The following is a 17,745-nucleotide window of genomic DNA, read 5'->3' as shown; positions in this document are numbered from 1 at the left end:
GTCTGTTTCAAATGAGCAGAGAAAAACAAAGAGGATTACGCGGACCGGTTAGACTAGCACTGATCGCGGTGCTGATTATGGCAACGGCATGGCTGCAGGCTTGCGGAGCCAACAATAGCTCGAATGGGAACGCGAAGGACAGCGCAAATACCGGTGCCAGCGCGTCAACGGGAACGGAGACGGCAGCTGCGGCGGACAAGGACAGCAAAGTGCCGACCGTTCTCAACTATGGTTACATCGGAAGCAATGATAAGAATCTTCCCGGCGGAGCGGAAGGCTGGGGCTTTTATAAAGGCATCATTCAAGCGGAATTGAAAAAATACGGCATCGAGGAAGTAAAGCTGACGGGCTTCCCGAACGGTCCTGACCAGACGGAATCGCTAATCAGCGGACGTCTTGATTTTGGCGGCTTGGGCGATACTCCGGCCATTATTGCGGCTGCTTCCGGGGCAAAGACTAGACTGATCAATCAAACGACGGTTACCAATATCGGTTACTTGATTTCGGGACCAAACGGACCAAAGACGGTCGAAGAGCTGAAGGGCAAGACGATTGCGATTCAAAAGGGCTCCTACATGCACCGTTACGTTGTTGGTCTGCTGAAGCAAGCCGGCGTGACGGACTACAAGCTTGTCCATATGCTTATCCCGGACGCTCAAGCAGCGCTTGCTAAAGGCGACGTGGATGCGATGACCAACACGGGTTATACCGCGCAGAAGCTGCTTGGCCAAGGGTATACGCTGATCGACGATTCCACCAAGCATCCGGAGCTGCATGGCACGGGCGTAACGGTTGTATCGGAGAGCTACCTGAAGAAATTCCCGGATTTCCCTAAAGTGTGGAACGAAGCTCGTCAAAAAGCGCTGGAGGATTTAAAGCAACATGAAGATGAATATTACCAGTTTATTGCCGATCTGAACAAAACGACCGTAGACCTGGCGAAGAAGGTAAGCCCGATCAGCGATATTACAGTTGAGCCGTTCCCGGCGGAAGGGATTACGCGGATTACGGGGACGAAGGACTTCCTTGTAGAGGAAGGGCTGGCGAAAAAGGATTACAAGATCGAGGATTGGGAAGTGAAGTAACCGATTGATCGGATAGGAGAGGAATTGTTATATGGGAAAAGATACGCTGACCGTCCAGTCCTTTACGTTGTATTCAAGCAAGGGCATCCGTTTGCAGGGCGAAGTGAAAACGTTGGATGACGGCAAGCCGCATCCGGTTATTATCGTAAGTCATGGCTTTAGAGGGTATAAGGACTGGGCATTCTGGCCGGAGGTGACGAGCCGTTTGGCTGAAGCTTCTATGCGGTCAGCTACAATTTCTCCCGTATTGCTGCCAGGGAAGACGGCTTGGAGGAAGCGTCGATTGCAGCCGCATCAACCTTCTCCCAGGAGCTTGAAGATTTGGAGACGGTGCTTCGAGCGGTATTGAACGGCGATTTGCCGCAGCCTCAAGCGGCCGACCGGACAAAGGTTGGGCTGCTTGGCCACAGCAGAGCAGGCGGAAGCAGCATTTTGACGGCCAGCGAGAAGCCGGAACAAATAGCGGCATTGGCGGTGTGGAATGGAGGACCTCCCCCATCCCGCCACCTGCCGGCCGGCGAAACGGTCAGCCTGCTGGATCTGACGGTCCAGGAGGATTGGCAGAGGAATGAAGCTCGCTTCAACATTCGCGAAGCTTTTACCGGACTGCAGCTTCCTGCCTTGATTGTGCAGGGAGATCTGGACCGGGAGCCGCTGCTGGAGCAGCTGCGCTATTTCCAAGAAGAAGCTCCGCATCAGCAATATGTGCTGGTGCAAGGAGCCGACCATACCTTTAATACGGTACATCCGTATGGAGGCGCAAACGCACAGCTCCAAACGGCGCTGCAGGCGACGATTAACTTTTTCGCAGAGAAGCTGCTATAAGAGAGAAAGGCGCTTGAAGAAATTCAAGTGCCTCTTTTCATGGGATAAGGAGGAAGGAAGATGAGTGATTCAGCAGGGCGGCGGCTGACCGCGGATGTGCTTGTGATTGGCGGCGGTCCAGCCGGAGCTTGGGCGGCTTGGAGCGCGGCCACTAACGGCGCCAAGGTCGTACTGGCAGACAAGGGTTTCCTTGGCAGCAGCGGTGCAACGGCTCCGGGAGGCACGAATCTGCTTTATTTGCCGTCTGACGAAGAAATGAGAAAGCGTGCCGTGGAAGAGCGAATGAAGCAGGGCGGGTATTTGGCGGAGCCGGCATGGATTCACCGGGTGCTTGACCAGGTATATACCAATATGGAGCTGATCGAGCAGTGGGGCTATCCGTTCGTTCGCGACGAGAACGGTACTCCGATGCGGGATCATCTGCACGGTCCGGAATACATGTCAATAATGCGCAAGGTTGTGAAGCGTGCCGGCGTCAAAGTGCTCGACCAGTCGCCGGCCCTCGAGCTGCTGGTTGACGAGTTTGGCGTTGGCGGCGCACGCGGCGTGTCCCGGCAGGATAATCAGACCTGGGAGGTACGCGCGAATGCCGTTGTTATCGCAACGGGCGGCTGCGCTTTTCTGAGCAATGGCCTAGGCTGCAATGTATTGACCGGCGACGGTTACTTAATGGCCGGCGAGCTTGGCGTAGAGCTGTCTGGGATGGAATTTACCCGCAAGTATGCTCCGTCCCCGGCTTTTGGCTCCAATACCCGCTCCAGACTGCTTGGATGGGCAACGTATTACGATCATACCGGTCAAGAAATCGTTGCGGGGCGGCAGGGAGATTTTCTGGCGGAGGCTCTGCTCAAGGGACCCGTGTATGCCATCATGAACAAGGCGGATACGCCGGAGAAGCAGGCCTTCTTACGAAAATCCCATGCGATCTTCTTCCTGCCGTATGACCGCGCGGGAATTGACGTGTTTAACGAGCCTTTCCCGCTCACGCTGCGTTATGAAGGGACGGTTAGAGGCACGGGCGGCATCCGGATTGTTGGCGATGACTGCAGCACAACGGTAGGAGGATTGTTCGCAGCAGGGGATGCGGCAACTCGCGAGCGTATTACCGGTTCGGCATCCGGCGGAGGCGCCTTTAACGCGTCATGGGCGATCTGTTCGGGAACCTGGGCGGGCAAAGGCGCAGCGGCTTATGCCTTGTCTCTCCGGAGCAGCGCGGCGGAACGCGAATTGAAGCCGGCCGGGCGCTACGGGCTTGGCACAGCCCCGGCTTCTTCCGTCGTGTCTTCGCAGGAGCTGATCAAGGATATTCAGAGTCAGGTTCTTCCGCTCGACATTAATTATTTCCGCACCGAACGGGGGCTGAAGCTCGCTTTGCGTCAGCTGGACGAGGTATGGAAGCGGGTGAATGATCAAGCGCCGCAAAATATGCTGGAACAGGTGCGGGCCCGCGAGACCGCGGCAATGACGGCAACTGCAAGGTGGATGTATACGGCAGCGTTGTCGCGCAAGGAATCCCGAAGCGGCGGTCTGCATGTGCTGGCGGAATACCCTGGTCAAGACGACGAGCAGCAGTACCGGCTGCTCGTCTCGGGGCTCGAGGAGATCCGCGTACGGGCGGAGAAGGTGCCTGAATCAGGCAGCGACGCGTTGCCAACCGGGGCCGCGGCTGCTCCCGAGGGGGTGCAGGCGGGATGATTGAATTAGTCAGCGAGGAACGGTGTATTTCCTGCAATATCTGCGTGAAGGTATGTCCGACCAATGTATTCGATAAAGGCGAGGACGGCATCCCCGTCATTGCGCGGCAAAGCGACTGCCAGACCTGCTTTATCTGCGAAGTATATTGCCCGGCGGATGCGCTGTATGTCTCGCCCTATGCCGAGCAGACCGTGGAAGTGAACGAACAGGAGCTGGCCGAGCAAGGCGTGCTGGGCAGCTGGCGAGCCATTATCGGCTGGGGGCCGGGACGTACGAGGATTGCGGCTATTGATACAACGCCGTTTATCGACAGAATCCTGCCTCCCCGTACGGTCCGTCCGCAAGGCGTATCGGAAGTCGTTCGGGGCGGGAGTCAAACGAACGGAATATAAGGAATAGAGCAAGTTCCAGGGGAGCCTTGATGCCCTGGAACTTGTTTTTTTGCTTGGCTGGTTAAAGTCAGGTCCTGTTTGTGTTTGCCCGGTAATGTGCTATGCTATCAACGAAAAATACTGGAATAGGACAGGAGGTTGCTAGGATGTATCATTTGCTCCTGGCTGACGACGATCCGAATATTAGAGCGCTTGTCCGTTTCGTGATGACCCGCGAAGGCTATCAGGTGCATGAAGCGCAGGATGGGGCCGAGGCGGTGGAGGTCATGCGGCGGGAGCAGATAAACCTTGCCATTATTGATGTGATGATGCCGCGGATAGACGGATTCGAGCTATGCGAGTACATCCGGGAGCGTTATGATATCCCGATTATTATGCTGACGGCTAAAGACCAGCTTTCCGATAAAGAGCAGGGCTATCTCAGGGGAACCGATGATTACGTGACCAAGCCTTTTGAACCGGAGGAGCTGCTGTTCCGGGTTAAAGCGCTGTTCCGCCGTTATAATCAGGTATCCCATGATATCATCCGTATGAACCGCATCACGATTGACCGCAAAAATGTAGAAGTGACCGACGGCCAATCGGTACTGCTGCTGCCGATGAAGGAATTCGAGCTTCTTGCCCAGCTTGCTCAATACCCGGGACGGCTGTTTTCCCGCGAGGAGCTGATTCGACTCGTGTGGGCGGCGGATTTCGAAGGGGATGACCGGACCGTAGACGTGCATATCAAGCGGCTCCGCCAGCGCTTTGCCGATTACGCCGAAGATTTTACCATTCAGACGGTACGGGGGATCGGGTACAAGGTTGAGGTGAAGGGGAAATGAAATCTCTGTACTTCCGGGTTTTTCTGATCACCGCGGCCGTCATACTGGTCAGCAGCGTCATCGGGTTTCTGGTGTCCAACCTTTATTACCATATGAAGCTGAAGTCTTTCAACGATGAGAAGCTGGTGGGGATTGCCCGGCAGATGAAAAGCTTTATCGAGACGGAGCCTGCCGGGATGGAGCGTTATTTGCAAAACGCGGCTTCGCTTGGTTACGAGATTTACTTGACGGACGGTCAAGGAGAAAGTCATTTTTACGGCAGAAGCTTTCGCGAGCAGGATCTCGATCAACGGGCCGTTGCTCTCGTGCTCGGCGGAGAGGTTTACCACGGGGTGGCACAGTTCCCGAACAAGCCTTTTATTACCGGGTTTTTCGATAACCGGCTAAGCAATACGGTAGGCGTGCTTGTGCAGTCCTCGGGGAAAAGCTATGCCTTGTTCATGCGGCCGGACGTTCTATTGCAATTTGGCGAGCTTCGCACCTTTTTTGCCCTGGTCGGCTTGTATACGGTAATCATCAGCATTCTCTTGTTCCTGATCAGTACCCGTTATTTGGTCAAGCCGATTACAAGGCTAACGGAGGCGACCAAGCGTATCGCGCAAGGGAATTACAACCTTCGTCTGCCCACGAGAAGACGCGATGAGATCGGACAGCTTGCCGAGCATTTCATGACGATGAGCAAGGAGCTCGAGCGCGTGGATCAGACCCGCCAGCAGTTCGTCTCGAATGTGTCGCATGAGATTCAATCGCCGCTTACTTCGATTCAGGGGTTTGCCGCCGTGTTAAGGGAGCAAGAGCTTCCGAGCGAGGAACGCAGGCATTACGCCGATATTATCGAAGCGGAAAGCCGCCATCTCTCTATTCTCAGCAAGCAGCTGCTGCTTCTTTCTTCGCTTGAGCAGGGCGAAGAGGCTTTGAACAAAAAGCATTTTTCCCTCTATAAAAACATTCGCCAAGCCGTTCAAGTTCTGCAGTGGCAGCTGGAGGAGAAGGATTTGCTGCTTAAGCTGTCCGTTCCCGACACCGTTAATATTTATGGCGATGAGGTGCTGCTGCAGCAGGTGTGGATGAATCTGCTTGGCAATGCCATCAACTATATTCCGCCCGGGAGAAGCATCAAGGTTTACGCGGAAAAGACATTGTCCCATATCGTTGTGTCGGTCTCGGATACAGGGGACGGCATTCCGCCCGAGCATCTTCCTTTTCTGTTTGACCGGTTTTACCGGGTTGACCGTGCACGCGAGCGGACTTCGGGGCGGACGGGCCTTGGACTAGCTATCGTGAAAAAGATCGTGCAGCTGCACGGCGGGGAAATCGAAGCCGCAAGCTCGCCCGGAGCGGGCACTAGTATTACCGTTAGACTTCCCAATTTGTAATGATTCGTTCACGCGCCGTTCATTTTCGCTTCCTACACTTGAGCTATCAAAGGGAGGGAAGCAACATGTATTTGGCTATACGGGAAATGAGGTTTTCAAAGGTCCGCTATACGCTTATCGCAACGATTATGCTGCTGGTCTCTTTTCTGGTCCTGTTCGTTACGGGACTTGCGAGGGGACTCGCTTACGACAACGCGGCATCGATAGAAAATATGGAAGCTACGCATTTTGTAATGGAGAAGGATTCCAACCACCGGTTTACCCGCTCTCAGGTTGGAGCGGAGGCTCTTGAACAGGCCAAGTCAATCGCCGGCGAGAACAACGCGCAGCCGCTTGGCGTCCGGATGACTACGGTAACCTTGGAAGAGTATAAGCTTGATGTGACGCTGCTTGCCGTGGAGCCGGAAGGCTGGCTTACGCCGCCGGCCGCCCAGGGGAGTTCTCTTGAAGAAGCCGGTGTCGGTTCCGTGCTTGTCGACAGCAAGTTAAAGGACTCGGGAGTGCGCATCGGTTCAACGCTCGTTGATCAGGCCTCGGGCATGAAATGGACGGTTGCCGGGTTTGTTAACCGGGAATCATTCAGTCATTCCCCCGCCGTATTTCTAAGCGAGCATGACTGGAGGCAGCTTCAGCAGGTGGCGGCGGCTAGGAGCGGAATGCCAACCGACACCACCTACAGTGCCATAGCGGTTAAGGCCGGCAAGCAGCAGGCCGAGCGCCTTGCCGCAGCCTTGCCGGATAACGAAATCGTGACGAAATCGGAAGCAGTCTCGGCCATCCCCGGCTATAAGGAAGAGCAGGGTTCGTTAATGATGATGATTGTGTTCCTATTTGTCATTTCGGCTTTTGTCCTGGCGGTATTCTTTTATGTCATTACGATTCAAAAGAGCAGCCAATTCGGTATTCTGAAGGCGATCGGTACACGCGCCTCTTATCTTGCCGGAAGCGTGGCATTGCAGGTGCTGCTCTTATGCCTCGCAAGCTTGACTATCAGCGTGCTTCTGGTTCAAGCGTTGGAATCGGTATTGCCTAGCGGCATGCCGTTTCAGCTTCCCGCCTCTACGCTTGCTCTTACAAGCGGCGCTTTTCTGGCCATGTCGCTGGCAGGCTCCCTGCTATCCGTATGGAAAGTGAACCGAATAAACGCCTTGGATGCGATAGGGAGGACGGCAGCATGAGACATCGGATCGTTTTGCAAAATATAACGCATTCGTTCGAGGATGGCGGCATGCGGCGCGTCGTCCTGGATAATCTGAATGTAAGCGTTGCGGAAGGCGAGCTTGTAGCCGTGATGGGGCCGTCCGGCTCCGGGAAAAGCACGTTCCTTTCCATTGCGGGAGCACTTCTCGAGCCAACAAGCGGCGATGTGCTGGTTGACGGGCAATCGGTCATCGGTAAAGCTCATCAGGAGCTGTCGGACATGAGGCTTCATAAGCTTGGGTTTATTTTTCAAAGCGCTAATCTGATTCCTTATTTGAAAGTGGAGGAGCAGCTGCTGTTCGTGGCGAAGCAGGGAGGCGTGGACAAAAAGCAGGCAACGGGCAGGGCGAGGGAGCTGCTTCAGAAGCTGGGCTTGACCCATCGCCGCAGCGCCTATCCGGAGAAGCTGTCCGGAGGAGAGCGCCAGCGCGTCGCAATCGCCAGAGCGCTAATGAATGATCCGGCCGTTCTGCTTGCGGACGAACCAACGGCAAGTCTCGACGCAAGCCGCGGGATGGATGTTGTGCGCATGATCGCGGGCGAGGCTAAGGAGCAGGGCAAAGCCGCTATTATGGTGACCCACGATGAACGGGTTCTTCCGTTATGCGACCGCGTTTTGTATCTGGAGGAAGGTCGTTTGGTTGCGCATTAGTTTATTTGTCCGAGTTTATTGTCCTTTTGCTGCGCGCTGACCAAGTGGGCTACGTTGGAATTCATCCAGTAAAATGCGCTGGTTTCGCTTAGGAACATGTGCTACGTTGGAATCTATGCAGGAAAATAGGCTCGTTCCAGAACATTTCGCTTAATTACGGTGATTTTACTGGAGCCAATCCAACGTAGCTAAGGCGCAGTCTCATTTTTGCCTCTTTCTACTGTAGTGAATCCAATGTAGAAAAAGGTAAAGGGCAACCGGACATGGTTGCCTATTTTTATTTGATAGCTTTCGCTGCGCATGAAGGCATGAGGAATAAAGAAGGGAGAGTATACAACCTTTGAGGAATGAAGATAGACGAAAATTTCGCAGGCTGAAGCGAAGAACGGCTAGGAAGGTAAGTTGCGTTGGTGCTGGTTTTAGCCCTGAAAAAAGCAAAATGATTATAGATGCCATAGTGTCTCATGCTAATGACAATCGGGACAAGCCTAGGATGAAGCTATGTATGGTTAGTAGGGATCAAGGAGTTACTTGGACAGAAGAGTTGATTAATAAGGCTATCACTAACCCCGAAGCATCAACTTTGAAGGCAGGAGACTTGATCTAAGAACGAGGGGGAGAATTTGTGTATGTAGTTGTAGCTAATGAATGTCAAAACAAAATCAACACGCCTTTCCAAGACAATCCTGATTCTCCTTTTTTCCTTCCGGACGGTCACCTATATTGGTCTGCACTGCCATATGAATAATTGAACCTTTTTCGCTGTTGCGCTCGTTCTATTCCATATGGTAATTTCTGAGAATGGGGAGGGCGTGGCGTTAATGCTAAGCAGAGGATTGAAAATAACCGGTATCGTTCTATTTATTTTATTAGCTCTTGCTGGATTAATCGTATGGAAATACGATTTTCCGAAGAAGATAAATCTTACTTATCCTGCAGTGGAGTTCCGGCCGGGAGATCCGTCTACGGTTGATAAAACGACGGTGACGGTAAAAGGTACTTTGCACCGGAAGCTGTTTCGTAATCAGAGTTTTACGGGAAAGATTGAGATCGCAAAGTATGACGTGACGAAAGAAAATATGATGCGAACCACTTTTTATGAAGATACAAAGAGTGGTTGGGGAGTTACGGTTTATCTTGATAGCACCCACGATTCAACTACAGGAGCTCTCAAAGCTTGGAATATTGTGCAGTTCAGTTCAATCTGGAAAACAGGCGAATTCGAAAGCTTAAAGCTGCTGCTGTTTGAACCGGTTGGGGCTGCGTCAGGCCAAGGCAAAGACCTCCAAATCCTGGCTCCGGCCACGGATTATGATAGCGCCTTTGCTCTTTCCGAGCTATAAAGAGCGGGGTCAATATTAGTCCCATGCCAAAATAGAGCGAAGCTTGCGATTGCCGCTTGGGCATCCCGCGAGCTTCGCTCTTGTGTGTTCCGCGGCTATTTGCTACAATATTAATTGTAGTTTAGTAAATTTATTAACTAAATTTTTAACGAATGAGGCATTTATGGCTACGATTAAACAAATTGCAAGCGAAGCGGGCGTCTCGCCTGCGACGGTATCGCGGGTGCTGAATAACGATTTGTCGCTGAGCGTCAGCGAAGAGACGCGCAGCCGCATTTTTAGTATTGCCGAACAGCTGCAATATAAGCCGGCTCGCCTCAAGCGAATGAAGCAGGATCAGCTGATCTCCACGATAAAGGTTGGCCTCGTCATGTGGTCAACGCTTGAGGATGAGCATAGCGATCCATACTTTGGTGCCATCCGGCGCGGGATTGAAACCCGCTGCGAGGAGCTTGGCATCGGAATCGATAAGGTTATCCGCGGTGTTCTAAAGTCCGAGGTGACACCGCTTACAGAGCTGGACGGGCTTATTGTGGTTGGATCCGTTGATGAGCAGGAGGTATACCGGCTGTATCCGCATAAGGACAGAGTGATCTTCGTTAATCACGACCAGACCCCGGATGATTGCGATTCCGTCCAGCTTAACTTTGGCCAAGCGATGAAGGAAGTGCTTCGCCATTTGTACGAGCTGGGGCATACGGAGATTGGCTTTATCGGAGGCAGCTCGAATCCTGACCAGCATCGCGAAGACGGACAGCACGAGGATCCCCGGACCAGACTGTTCTCGGAGCTGCAGCAGAAGCGGGGTATTTACAATCCGGAGCTCATTTATTTGGCGGATTGGTCTTCGAATAGCGGGTATGAAGCCATGCTTCGGATGTTAGACGACGGTCATCGGCCGACGGCGTGCTTTGTTGCCAGCGATCCGATGGCGGTTGGGGCGCTTCGCGCCCTTCATGAACGCGGCCTTCGCGTTCCGGAGGATATGGCGGTCATCGGCTTCGACGATATTGAGGTATCCGCCTTCCTTACGCCGCCGCTTACAACCGTACGCGTTCACACCGAGCTGATGGGCCGGACGGCCGTGCAGCTGCTGCTTGAACGAGTAGAAGGAAGAGAAATCACTTCGCATATTACGATTAACACGAAGCTGATCGTTCGGGAGAGCAGCGGAACGAGCAGGTAAATTATTTATTGCATTTATGAGGAGGAACCTAACAATGGCTATTATTTACGATCAGGAAACCCGCGTATTTCATCTGCAATCCAAAAACACAAGCTACGCGTTTCAAATTCTGAAGCAGGGTTATCCCGCACACATTTATTGGGGCAAGAAGGTAAGAGGCCTGCAGCTTAACCGCCTGCTCCAGATCAAGGAAAGAGCTTCTTTCAGCCCGAATCCGGACCAGAACCAGCTGGATCTGTCGCTTGATGCTTTGCCGCAGGAGTACCCTTCCTATGGAGCAACCGATTTCCGTTCGCCGGCTTACCAAGTGAAGCTGCCTAACGGCTCCACGATTCTGGAATTGACTTACCACTCCCACGAGATTTACAGCGGGAAAAAGAAACTCGACGGCCTGCCGGCTGTTTATGTCGAGTCGGACTCGGAAGCGCAGACGCTTGAGCTGACGCTGAAGGATGACCTGACCGGACTTGAGGCGGTACTGTCCTATACGGTATTCGAGGAGCATGACGCGATTACGCGTTCCGTGAAATTCATTAATAGCGGCGAGATGACGCTTGATCTGCAGCGCGCGCTTAGCATGAGCGTGGATTTCGTCCATGACCGCTTCGAAATGCTGCAATTGTCCGGCGCATGGGCGCGCGAGCGTTACGTGCACAAGCGGAAGCTTGAGCCAGGCATGCAATCCGTAGAGAGCCGCCGCGGTTCCTCCAGCCATATGCAAAATCCATTCCTCGCCTTGCTCAGCGAAGGCGCAACCGAGGATCATGGCGATGTTTACGGCGTTAACCTTGTATACAGCGGCAGCTTTATCGCGGGCGTTGAAGTCGATCAATACCATTCGTCGCGTTTGTTTATCGGCATTAATCCGTTCGACTTCAACTGGAAGCTGGAAGCCGGAGCGCAGTTCCAGACGCCGGAAGCGGTTATGGTGTTCTCGCCTGACGGACTTGGCGGCATGTCCCGCATTTATCATGAGCTGTATCGCACAAGACTGGTTCGCGGGGAATTCCGCGACAAGACCCGTCCCATCCTCGTCAACAACTGGGAAGCGACGTACTTCAACTTCAACGCAGACAAAATCGAAGCGATCGCTACGGCGGGCAAAGAGCTTGGCATCGAAATGTTTGTACTCGACGACGGCTGGTTCGGCAAACGCAATAACGATACAACGTCCCTTGGCGACTGGTTTGTAGACAAGAATAAGCTGCCGAACGGACTCGAGGATCTGGTTGCCCGGGTAAAACGTCTCGATATGCAATTTGGCTTGTGGTTCGAGCCGGAGATGATCTCGCCGGAGAGCGAGCTGTACAAGGCGCATCCGGACTGGTGCCTCCATGTGGAAGGCCGCCGCAGATCGCAGGGCCGCAATCAGCTCATTCTCGACTTCTCCCGCCAGGATGTGAGAGACTACATCGTGAAGACGGTATCGGATATCCTGTCGAGCGCGCCTATCACTTACGTGAAATGGGACATGAACCGTAACATGACGGAGATCGGTTCCGCTCTCCTGCCGGCTGACCGCCAGCGCGAGACGGCTCACCGCTACATGCTGGGACTGTATGAAGTACTCGAGACGATTACATCGTCGTTCCCGCACATTCTGTTCGAGAGCTGCTCGGGCGGCGGCGGACGTTTCGATCCGGGTATGCTGTATTACATGCCGCAGACTTGGACCAGCGATAATACCGATGCGGTATCCCGCCTGAAAATCCAGTACGGCACAAGCATCGTTTATCCGATCAGCACGATGGGCGCCCATGTATCGGCGATTCCTAACCACCAAGTTGGCCGTAAAGCCTCCCTTGAAACTCGCGGCAACGTAGCTTTGTCCGGCAACTTCGGTTACGAGCTGGACCTCACCGTGTTTACGGATGAAGAAAAAGAAGCCGTGAAGAAGCAGGTTGAACTGTACAAAGAGGTTCGTCCTTTGGTGCAATTCGGCGACTTCTACCGTCTGCTTAGCCCGTTTGAGGGCAACGAGACGGCTTGGATGTTTGTCTCCAAAGACAAGAGCGAAGCGTTTGTCGTTTACGTATCCGTTCTTCAAGAGGCTAATCAGAAGCTGGACCGCCTCCGCCTGAAAGGGCTAGATCCGAACTTCGACTATGTACTCGACGGAGAAGAAGGCGCATTCGGCGGCGACGAGCTGATGCATGCCGGCATCCAGGCACCACTCTTCCATGGCGATTATTCGAGCAAGGTATTCCGCTTCCGCGCGGTAAAATAAATAGTAAAAATCCTGAAAGGGCGAAGCTCCTTTCAGGATTTTTTTGTAACGATAAGAAAGGTTAAATTTTACTAGTAAGCATATTTATAGGCCTGAGCTCGAGTACAATAGAAGGAAGAGAATAAGAGCCGAAGGAGGTTATGAGGAAGGTGAACATTCGCATTCGCGGCTATTCGCTTGAACGGATTTTTACCGTAAAAAGCCTTGCAGCCTTGCTGATCGCTTTTATGCTGACACCTTTGCTGCTAACGGTACACGCGATGCTGCAGGAGAGGTATTCCCAGGCTGTCATCGAAGACCGTATATTCTCGCGGAACGGCTACCGGATTGCGGGGCAGCAGCAGTCGGAGAGGCTGGATTTCCGGATTGATCCCGCCTATATTCCGAAGAAGCAAGGCGAAGTGTTCCGACTGCACAAGCTTATCTATAACCGCAATCATACGAAGATCTACCTGGAAACGGTTGCTTGGTACAACCCGCCCCAGAATTCGGACAATATTTATATCGAGTTGAAGTTTGATCCTACTTATCTATACGGCAAAGGCAGCTTTGTAACCGACGTTATCTTTAATAGCGATCATTCCTTTAGCAACGTTTTGTTTATGCCGGACTATTATGCCGATAACGGCATCAAGCTTCCGATAAACGACGGAAACGGCAGAAACAGCGCTTTTATTCCCGTGGAGCAGCTTAAGGATCTTGACGGCGGGTTAACGCTGAAATTCGAAGGATTTAACCTCGTGAAATACGAGCGGGAGTAGGGACAGTCTGCCAGCAGAAGTTGTGAATGAGTATGGAAGGAGAAAGTCGAATGATTATCCAAAGGTTAGAACTCTATACACCTCTTTTGCCGGAGCAAAAGAGCTTTTACACAGGCTTGCTCGGCCTGCCATTAATAGAAGAAACGGAAGATTCCTTCACCGTGAAGGCCGGGCATACGCGATTAACGTTTAAGCAGGCTAATGAAAGCTATGTCTATCATTTTGCCTTTAATATCGAAGAGAATAAGCTGGAGTCGGCGGTTCGCTTTGTACGTGAACGGACCCGGACGCTAAGCGACGGGCGGGATGAAATTTTCCATTTTGAGGATTGGAATGCACATGCTTGCTATTTCTACGATGCCGCGGGCAATATCGTTGAATTCATCGCGCGTCATAACCTGGCCAGTCAAGCGGAGGGACCGTTCTCGATCCAGAAGGACGTGCAAGGCATCAGCGAGCTGGGCATGCCGGCAGCAGCCGTGCCGGAGGTTGTACGGTATTGCCGGGAGGAGCTCGGTTTAGATCCATGGCGCGGCAATGGAACTAACTTCCAACCAGTCGGAGATGAGCATGGCCTGTTTATCATAGCCTCCCAGGATCGGTCCTGGTTTCCGACGCAGACGCAAGCGGAGGTTGTGCCATTCTCGGTCACGATAGCGGGATCGCAAGACCGGAGATCCGTTATTCCCGGCTATCCCTACGAGATCATCATCGCGAGCTCAGCCGAATAATATCCGCCCTGTTCCCGGAACAGGGCTTTTTCATGCTTACTCGCTCATTGAAACTGCTTCTTGTATTCGCTTGGCGGAATGCCTACGGTGCTGCGGAAAATCCGGCTGAAGTAGAGCGGGTTGTCATAGCCGACAACGGCCGCAATTTCCTTCACATGAAGCGAAGACTCCGACAGCAGCTTTTTCGCTTCGTTGATCCGAATCTCGGTAATATATTTCATCGGCGTCATGCCGGTCACTTCTTTGAACTTGTGAATAAACCGGAATACGCTCAAGGAGCATTCGCCCGCCAGTTCGGAGATGCTTAAGGAATCGCTGTATTTTTCATGGATAAAAGCAATCATCTGATTAATGTCGGGATGCCGTCCCTGCGCTCCCGGTTCTTCCGCCGTTTGCAGCCTTCTGCCAAGAAGAGTCAGCATCTCCAGCAGGTAGGCGTTAACCATATGACTGCCGAGCGGCCGGTGGCTGTTCAGCTCCTGGATGATTTTTTTGATCAAAGCGGTTACTTCGTCTATCATGCCAACCGTATGAACGGGCTGCTTCAGCAGGCCGAATTGCTGCAGGTAATCATAAGCGCTGTACCCGGTAAAATGAATCCAATAGACCTCCGTGCCATCCTCGGCTTGATAGCTGTAATGCTGCGGCTGCCCCGGCGTATAGACGACCAGGCTGCCGCTTGGAACCTCGATCGTCTCGTTATGGAATCGAAAGCGCCCTTTGCCGCCCGTTACATAGATCAGTTGAAAATCTACCCGTCCATGCTCGCGATTGCGCGACAGGCTTCTTGTCTGGAGCCTTTGGTAGCCGCACCAGTTGACGGCCAGAAATTGCTCTTCATCCTCAATTCCGCGCTCCTGCCAGCTGTGGGCATCACCGGATATACTGATCACAAAGCGTCACTCCCGGAACAACAATTTTGTGTATGTTTACAGCAATTTGATTCATTCTATATTCCCTATTATAGCTCTATAATCTAGGTGAATCGCAATAAAGGGAATGCGAAAGGGGAAAGCGGATGAACAAGGGACGTATCATTATTCCTATTAATTTGAATTGGAAATTTCATAGAGGCGATGAGCCTCGTGCCTGGTATAAAGGCTTAGACGATTCCAATTGGCGTCAGGTTACTCTTCCTCATGACTGGTCGGTTGAAGAGCCGTTCTCCGAGGAGCATTCCAGCGGAACAGGCTATCTGCCGGGCGGTATCGGCTGGTACAGAAAAGCGATAGCTCTCCCTTCGAATCTTCAAGGCAAGCGCGTCTACATTACTTTTGAAGGCGTTTACAACAATTCGCAAGTATGGTGCAACAGTTATTATATCGGAAAACGGCCTTACGGTTATAGCTCTTTTACGTATGATATAACGGATTTCGTCTCGTTTGGAGACCAGGAAACGATCATCTCGGTAAAGGTTGACCATAAGGATATTGCCGATTCCAGATGGTTTACCGGCTCGGGCATCTATAGGGACGTATTCGTGACGATAACCGATCAGGTTCATATCGATACGTACGGCGTGTTCGTGACAACGCCTGTCGTATCCAAGGAGCAGGCCGAGGTAGCGGTTAAGGTGAAAGTGGCGAACGGTTCTGCCAAGGATGAGCTGGTGGAAATAAAGAATACGATTCTGGATCATGCGGGGCAAGCGGTTCAGACGGTGCATGGCAGCATGTCCGTGCCGGGCGACTCCGCGAAAGAAACGGAGCAGACGCTGATTGTTGCAAATCCAAAGCTTTGGTCGCCGGACAGCCCTTATCTTTACACGGTCAGAACGGAAATCCTGCGGGACGGCGAGCTTGTTGATCATGTCGAGAAGCCGGCCGGTATCCGCTGGTTTGAATTCGATGCGGCGAACGGCTTTTTCCTTAACGGCGCGAATATGAAAATGAAAGGCGTATGCGTGCATCACGACGCAGGCGCTTTAGGCGCCGCCGTTCCGGCCAAAGTCTGGGGCCGCCGGCTTGAAGCGCTGAAGGAACTGGGCTGCAACGCGATCCGGATGAGCCATAATCCGCCGGCTTCCAATCTGCTGGATCTATGCGATCAAATGGGCTTCCTTGTTATCGACGAGGCGTTTGACGAATGGGAAGGCGTGAAGAACAAATGGTCGACGGGCCATAACGTGTATCCGCCGAAGCATTTCGGCTATTACGAGGACTTCCCGCAATGGGGAGAGATCGACCTGAAGGAAATGGTCCTCCGCGACCGCAACCATCCTTCGATTATCATGTGGAGCATCGGCAATGAAGTGGATTATCCGAATGATCCGTATTGCCATCCTTATTTCGAGACGATGACCGGCAACAACGATGCCAACAAACCGGCTGCGGAGCGTCAATACGATCCGAATAAGCCCAATGCGGAGCGTCTGGCGGTTATCGCAAGGCGGCTTGCGAAGGCGGTTAAGGAATGCGATACGACAAGGCCGGTAACGGCTGCGCTTGCTTTTCCGGAGCTGTCCAACCTGACCGGTTACGCGGAAGCGCTCGATATCGTCGGCTACAACTATAAGGAGCATCTATACGAGGAGGATCTCCGGAAATTCCCGGACCGGGTCACCTACGGCAGCGAAAACGGCTCGAGCCTGCAGGCTTGGCTGGCGGTTCGGGATAACGATGCGATCAGCGGACAGTTCATCTGGACCGGCATCGATTACTTGGGCGAAGCTAAAGGCTGGCCGGTGCGCGTAGCCGGGGCCGGGTTTATGGACACGGCGGGCTTCAAGAAAACAAGCTATTATTACCGCCAAAGCTTGTGGAGCGGCAAGCCGGTTGTTTTCCTTGCCGCAATCAAGGCGGAGGATCCCGAGAAGGGCTCGAGAAGATGGACCGGCGGCGTGCCGCATTGGAACTGGGAAGCGGGCGAGCAGCTTAAGGTCAGCTGCCATACGAACTGCGAAGAGGTGGAGCTGCTGCTGAACGGCCGGTCGCTTGGCGTGAAGAAGCTGGCGGATGCGCCGGAGCTGTACCTGACTTGGGAGACGGCTTTTGAAGAAGGAACATTGGAAGCGGTGGCGAAAGGAAAAGATGGCGAGACCTATTCCTGCGTCCTTAACACGGTAACCGAGGCGGCTCGGCTGCAGCTGCATGCGGATGCCGCCGAGCTTCAGGCCGACGGGCTGGATATCGCGCATATCGAAATTCAGATTACGGATGGCGAGGGTCGTCCCGTGTATCTGGCCGTGCACCCGATTGCTCTGACGATAGAAGGTCCGGGTGAAATTATCGGGATGGAAAACGGCGATATTCAGGATCTGGAGCCGTTCAGCTCGCGGGTACGCAAAGCCCATTGCGGCAAGCTTCTCGCTTACGTAAGAGCAACAACCGAGGCCGGGGATATTATTGTCACGGCAGCGGCGGAGGGACTCCAAGCCTCCAAGATAACGATCAAAGCAATCGGCATTACGGAAGCCGTAAACGCGTAAGCAGGCAAGATCACCTACAAT

General features: G+C 53.1%; 16 protein-coding genes. 15 read left to right on the top strand and 1 reads right to left on the bottom strand.

The window, feature by feature from the left end; translation table 11 throughout:
* Positions 1–11 precede the first annotated feature (11 nt).
* The 14 genes from ACR9FF_RS26500 to ACR9FF_RS26435 all read left to right on the top strand — a co-directional run bounded on the left by ACR9FF_RS26500 (position 12) and on the right by ACR9FF_RS26435 (position 14,297).
* Entirely contained in the window at positions 12–1,085 is a 1,074-nt protein-coding gene (locus ACR9FF_RS26500) for an ABC transporter substrate-binding protein (RefSeq protein WP_435166567.1), read from the top strand.
* Positions 1,086–1,116: 31 nt separating this feature from the next.
* Positions 1,117–1,434: a hypothetical protein gene (locus ACR9FF_RS26495; RefSeq protein WP_435166564.1), complete on the top strand. Its 318-nt coding sequence runs from the start codon at positions 1,117–1,119 to the stop codon at positions 1,432–1,434.
* The gene (locus ACR9FF_RS26490; RefSeq protein WP_435172226.1) at positions 1,416–1,910 is read left to right on the top strand and encodes an alpha/beta hydrolase family protein; all 495 of its coding nucleotides are present in this window, start codon (positions 1,416–1,418) and stop codon (positions 1,908–1,910) included. The genes ACR9FF_RS26495 and ACR9FF_RS26490 overlap by 19 nt, the downstream gene beginning before the upstream one ends.
* Positions 1,911–1,970: 60 nt before the next feature.
* Positions 1,971–3,605 carry an FAD-dependent oxidoreductase gene (locus ACR9FF_RS26485; protein WP_435166562.1) on the top strand — a complete coding sequence of 545 codons (1,635 nt, stop codon included), beginning with the start codon at positions 1,971–1,973 and terminating at the stop codon, positions 3,603–3,605.
* Entirely contained in the window at positions 3,602–3,997 is a 396-nt protein-coding gene (locus ACR9FF_RS26480; protein ID WP_201007714.1) for a 4Fe-4S dicluster domain-containing protein, read from the top strand. Before ACR9FF_RS26485 ends, ACR9FF_RS26480 begins: the two co-directional genes overlap by 4 nt.
* A gap of 146 nt (positions 3,998–4,143) precedes the next feature.
* Positions 4,144–4,821 (top strand): response regulator transcription factor, encoded by a 678-nt coding sequence (locus ACR9FF_RS26475; protein WP_435166558.1) that lies wholly within the window; start codon positions 4,144–4,146, stop codon positions 4,819–4,821.
* Positions 4,818–6,197, top strand: a complete 1,380-nt coding sequence (locus ACR9FF_RS26470; RefSeq protein WP_435166555.1) for an ATP-binding protein — start codon at positions 4,818–4,820, stop codon at positions 6,195–6,197. Before ACR9FF_RS26475 ends, ACR9FF_RS26470 begins: the two co-directional genes overlap by 4 nt.
* A 65-nt stretch (positions 6,198–6,262) precedes the next feature.
* Positions 6,263–7,375, top strand: a complete 1,113-nt coding sequence (locus ACR9FF_RS26465) for an ABC transporter permease (protein ID WP_435166552.1) — start codon at positions 6,263–6,265, stop codon at positions 7,373–7,375.
* Positions 7,372–8,049, top strand: coding sequence for an ABC transporter ATP-binding protein (locus ACR9FF_RS26460; protein WP_435166549.1), 678 nt, complete (start codon positions 7,372–7,374; stop codon positions 8,047–8,049). The genes ACR9FF_RS26465 and ACR9FF_RS26460 overlap by 4 nt, the downstream gene beginning before the upstream one ends.
* Positions 8,050–8,870: 821 nt before the next feature.
* Positions 8,871–9,392 (top strand): hypothetical protein, encoded by a 522-nt coding sequence (locus ACR9FF_RS26455; protein WP_435166546.1) that lies wholly within the window; start codon positions 8,871–8,873, stop codon positions 9,390–9,392.
* Between the two features lie 163 nt (positions 9,393–9,555).
* A complete protein-coding gene (locus tag ACR9FF_RS26450) occupies positions 9,556–10,578 on the top strand; it encodes a LacI family DNA-binding transcriptional regulator (protein ID WP_201007707.1) in 1,023 nt (340 codons plus the stop codon).
* Between the two features lie 34 nt (positions 10,579–10,612).
* Positions 10,613–12,805, top strand: a complete 2,193-nt coding sequence (locus ACR9FF_RS26445; protein ID WP_127492758.1) for an alpha-galactosidase — start codon at positions 10,613–10,615, stop codon at positions 12,803–12,805.
* Between the two features lie 149 nt (positions 12,806–12,954).
* Complete coding sequence (locus tag ACR9FF_RS26440; protein ID WP_435166542.1) at positions 12,955–13,566, top strand: hypothetical protein; 612 nt, start codon at positions 12,955–12,957, stop codon at positions 13,564–13,566.
* 50 nt (positions 13,567–13,616) lie between these two features.
* The gene (locus ACR9FF_RS26435) at positions 13,617–14,297 is read left to right on the top strand and encodes a VOC family protein (RefSeq protein ID WP_435166539.1); all 681 of its coding nucleotides are present in this window, start codon (positions 13,617–13,619) and stop codon (positions 14,295–14,297) included.
* 44 nt (positions 14,298–14,341) lie between these two features.
* On the opposite strand, the gene ACR9FF_RS26430 is transcribed toward ACR9FF_RS26435, so the two are convergent.
* A complete protein-coding gene (locus ACR9FF_RS26430) occupies positions 14,342–15,190 on the bottom strand; it encodes a helix-turn-helix domain-containing protein (protein ID WP_435166536.1) in 849 nt (282 codons plus the stop codon).
* 125 nt (positions 15,191–15,315) lie between these two features.
* On the opposite strand from ACR9FF_RS26430, the gene ACR9FF_RS26425 reads away from it, so the two are divergent.
* A complete protein-coding gene (locus ACR9FF_RS26425) occupies positions 15,316–17,724 on the top strand; it encodes a glycoside hydrolase family 2 TIM barrel-domain containing protein (RefSeq protein ID WP_435166533.1) in 2,409 nt (802 codons plus the stop codon).
* Positions 17,725–17,745 lie beyond the last annotated feature (21 nt).

The sequence above is a fragment of the Paenibacillus glycanilyticus genome (genome assembly GCF_051200795.1).
In the GTDB taxonomy this organism is placed as follows: Bacteria; Bacillota; Bacilli; order Paenibacillales; family Paenibacillaceae; genus Pristimantibacillus; species Pristimantibacillus glycanilyticus.
The sequence above is the reverse complement of the archived record's forward strand: the minus strand, read 5'-3'. Positions and strand labels throughout refer to the sequence as shown.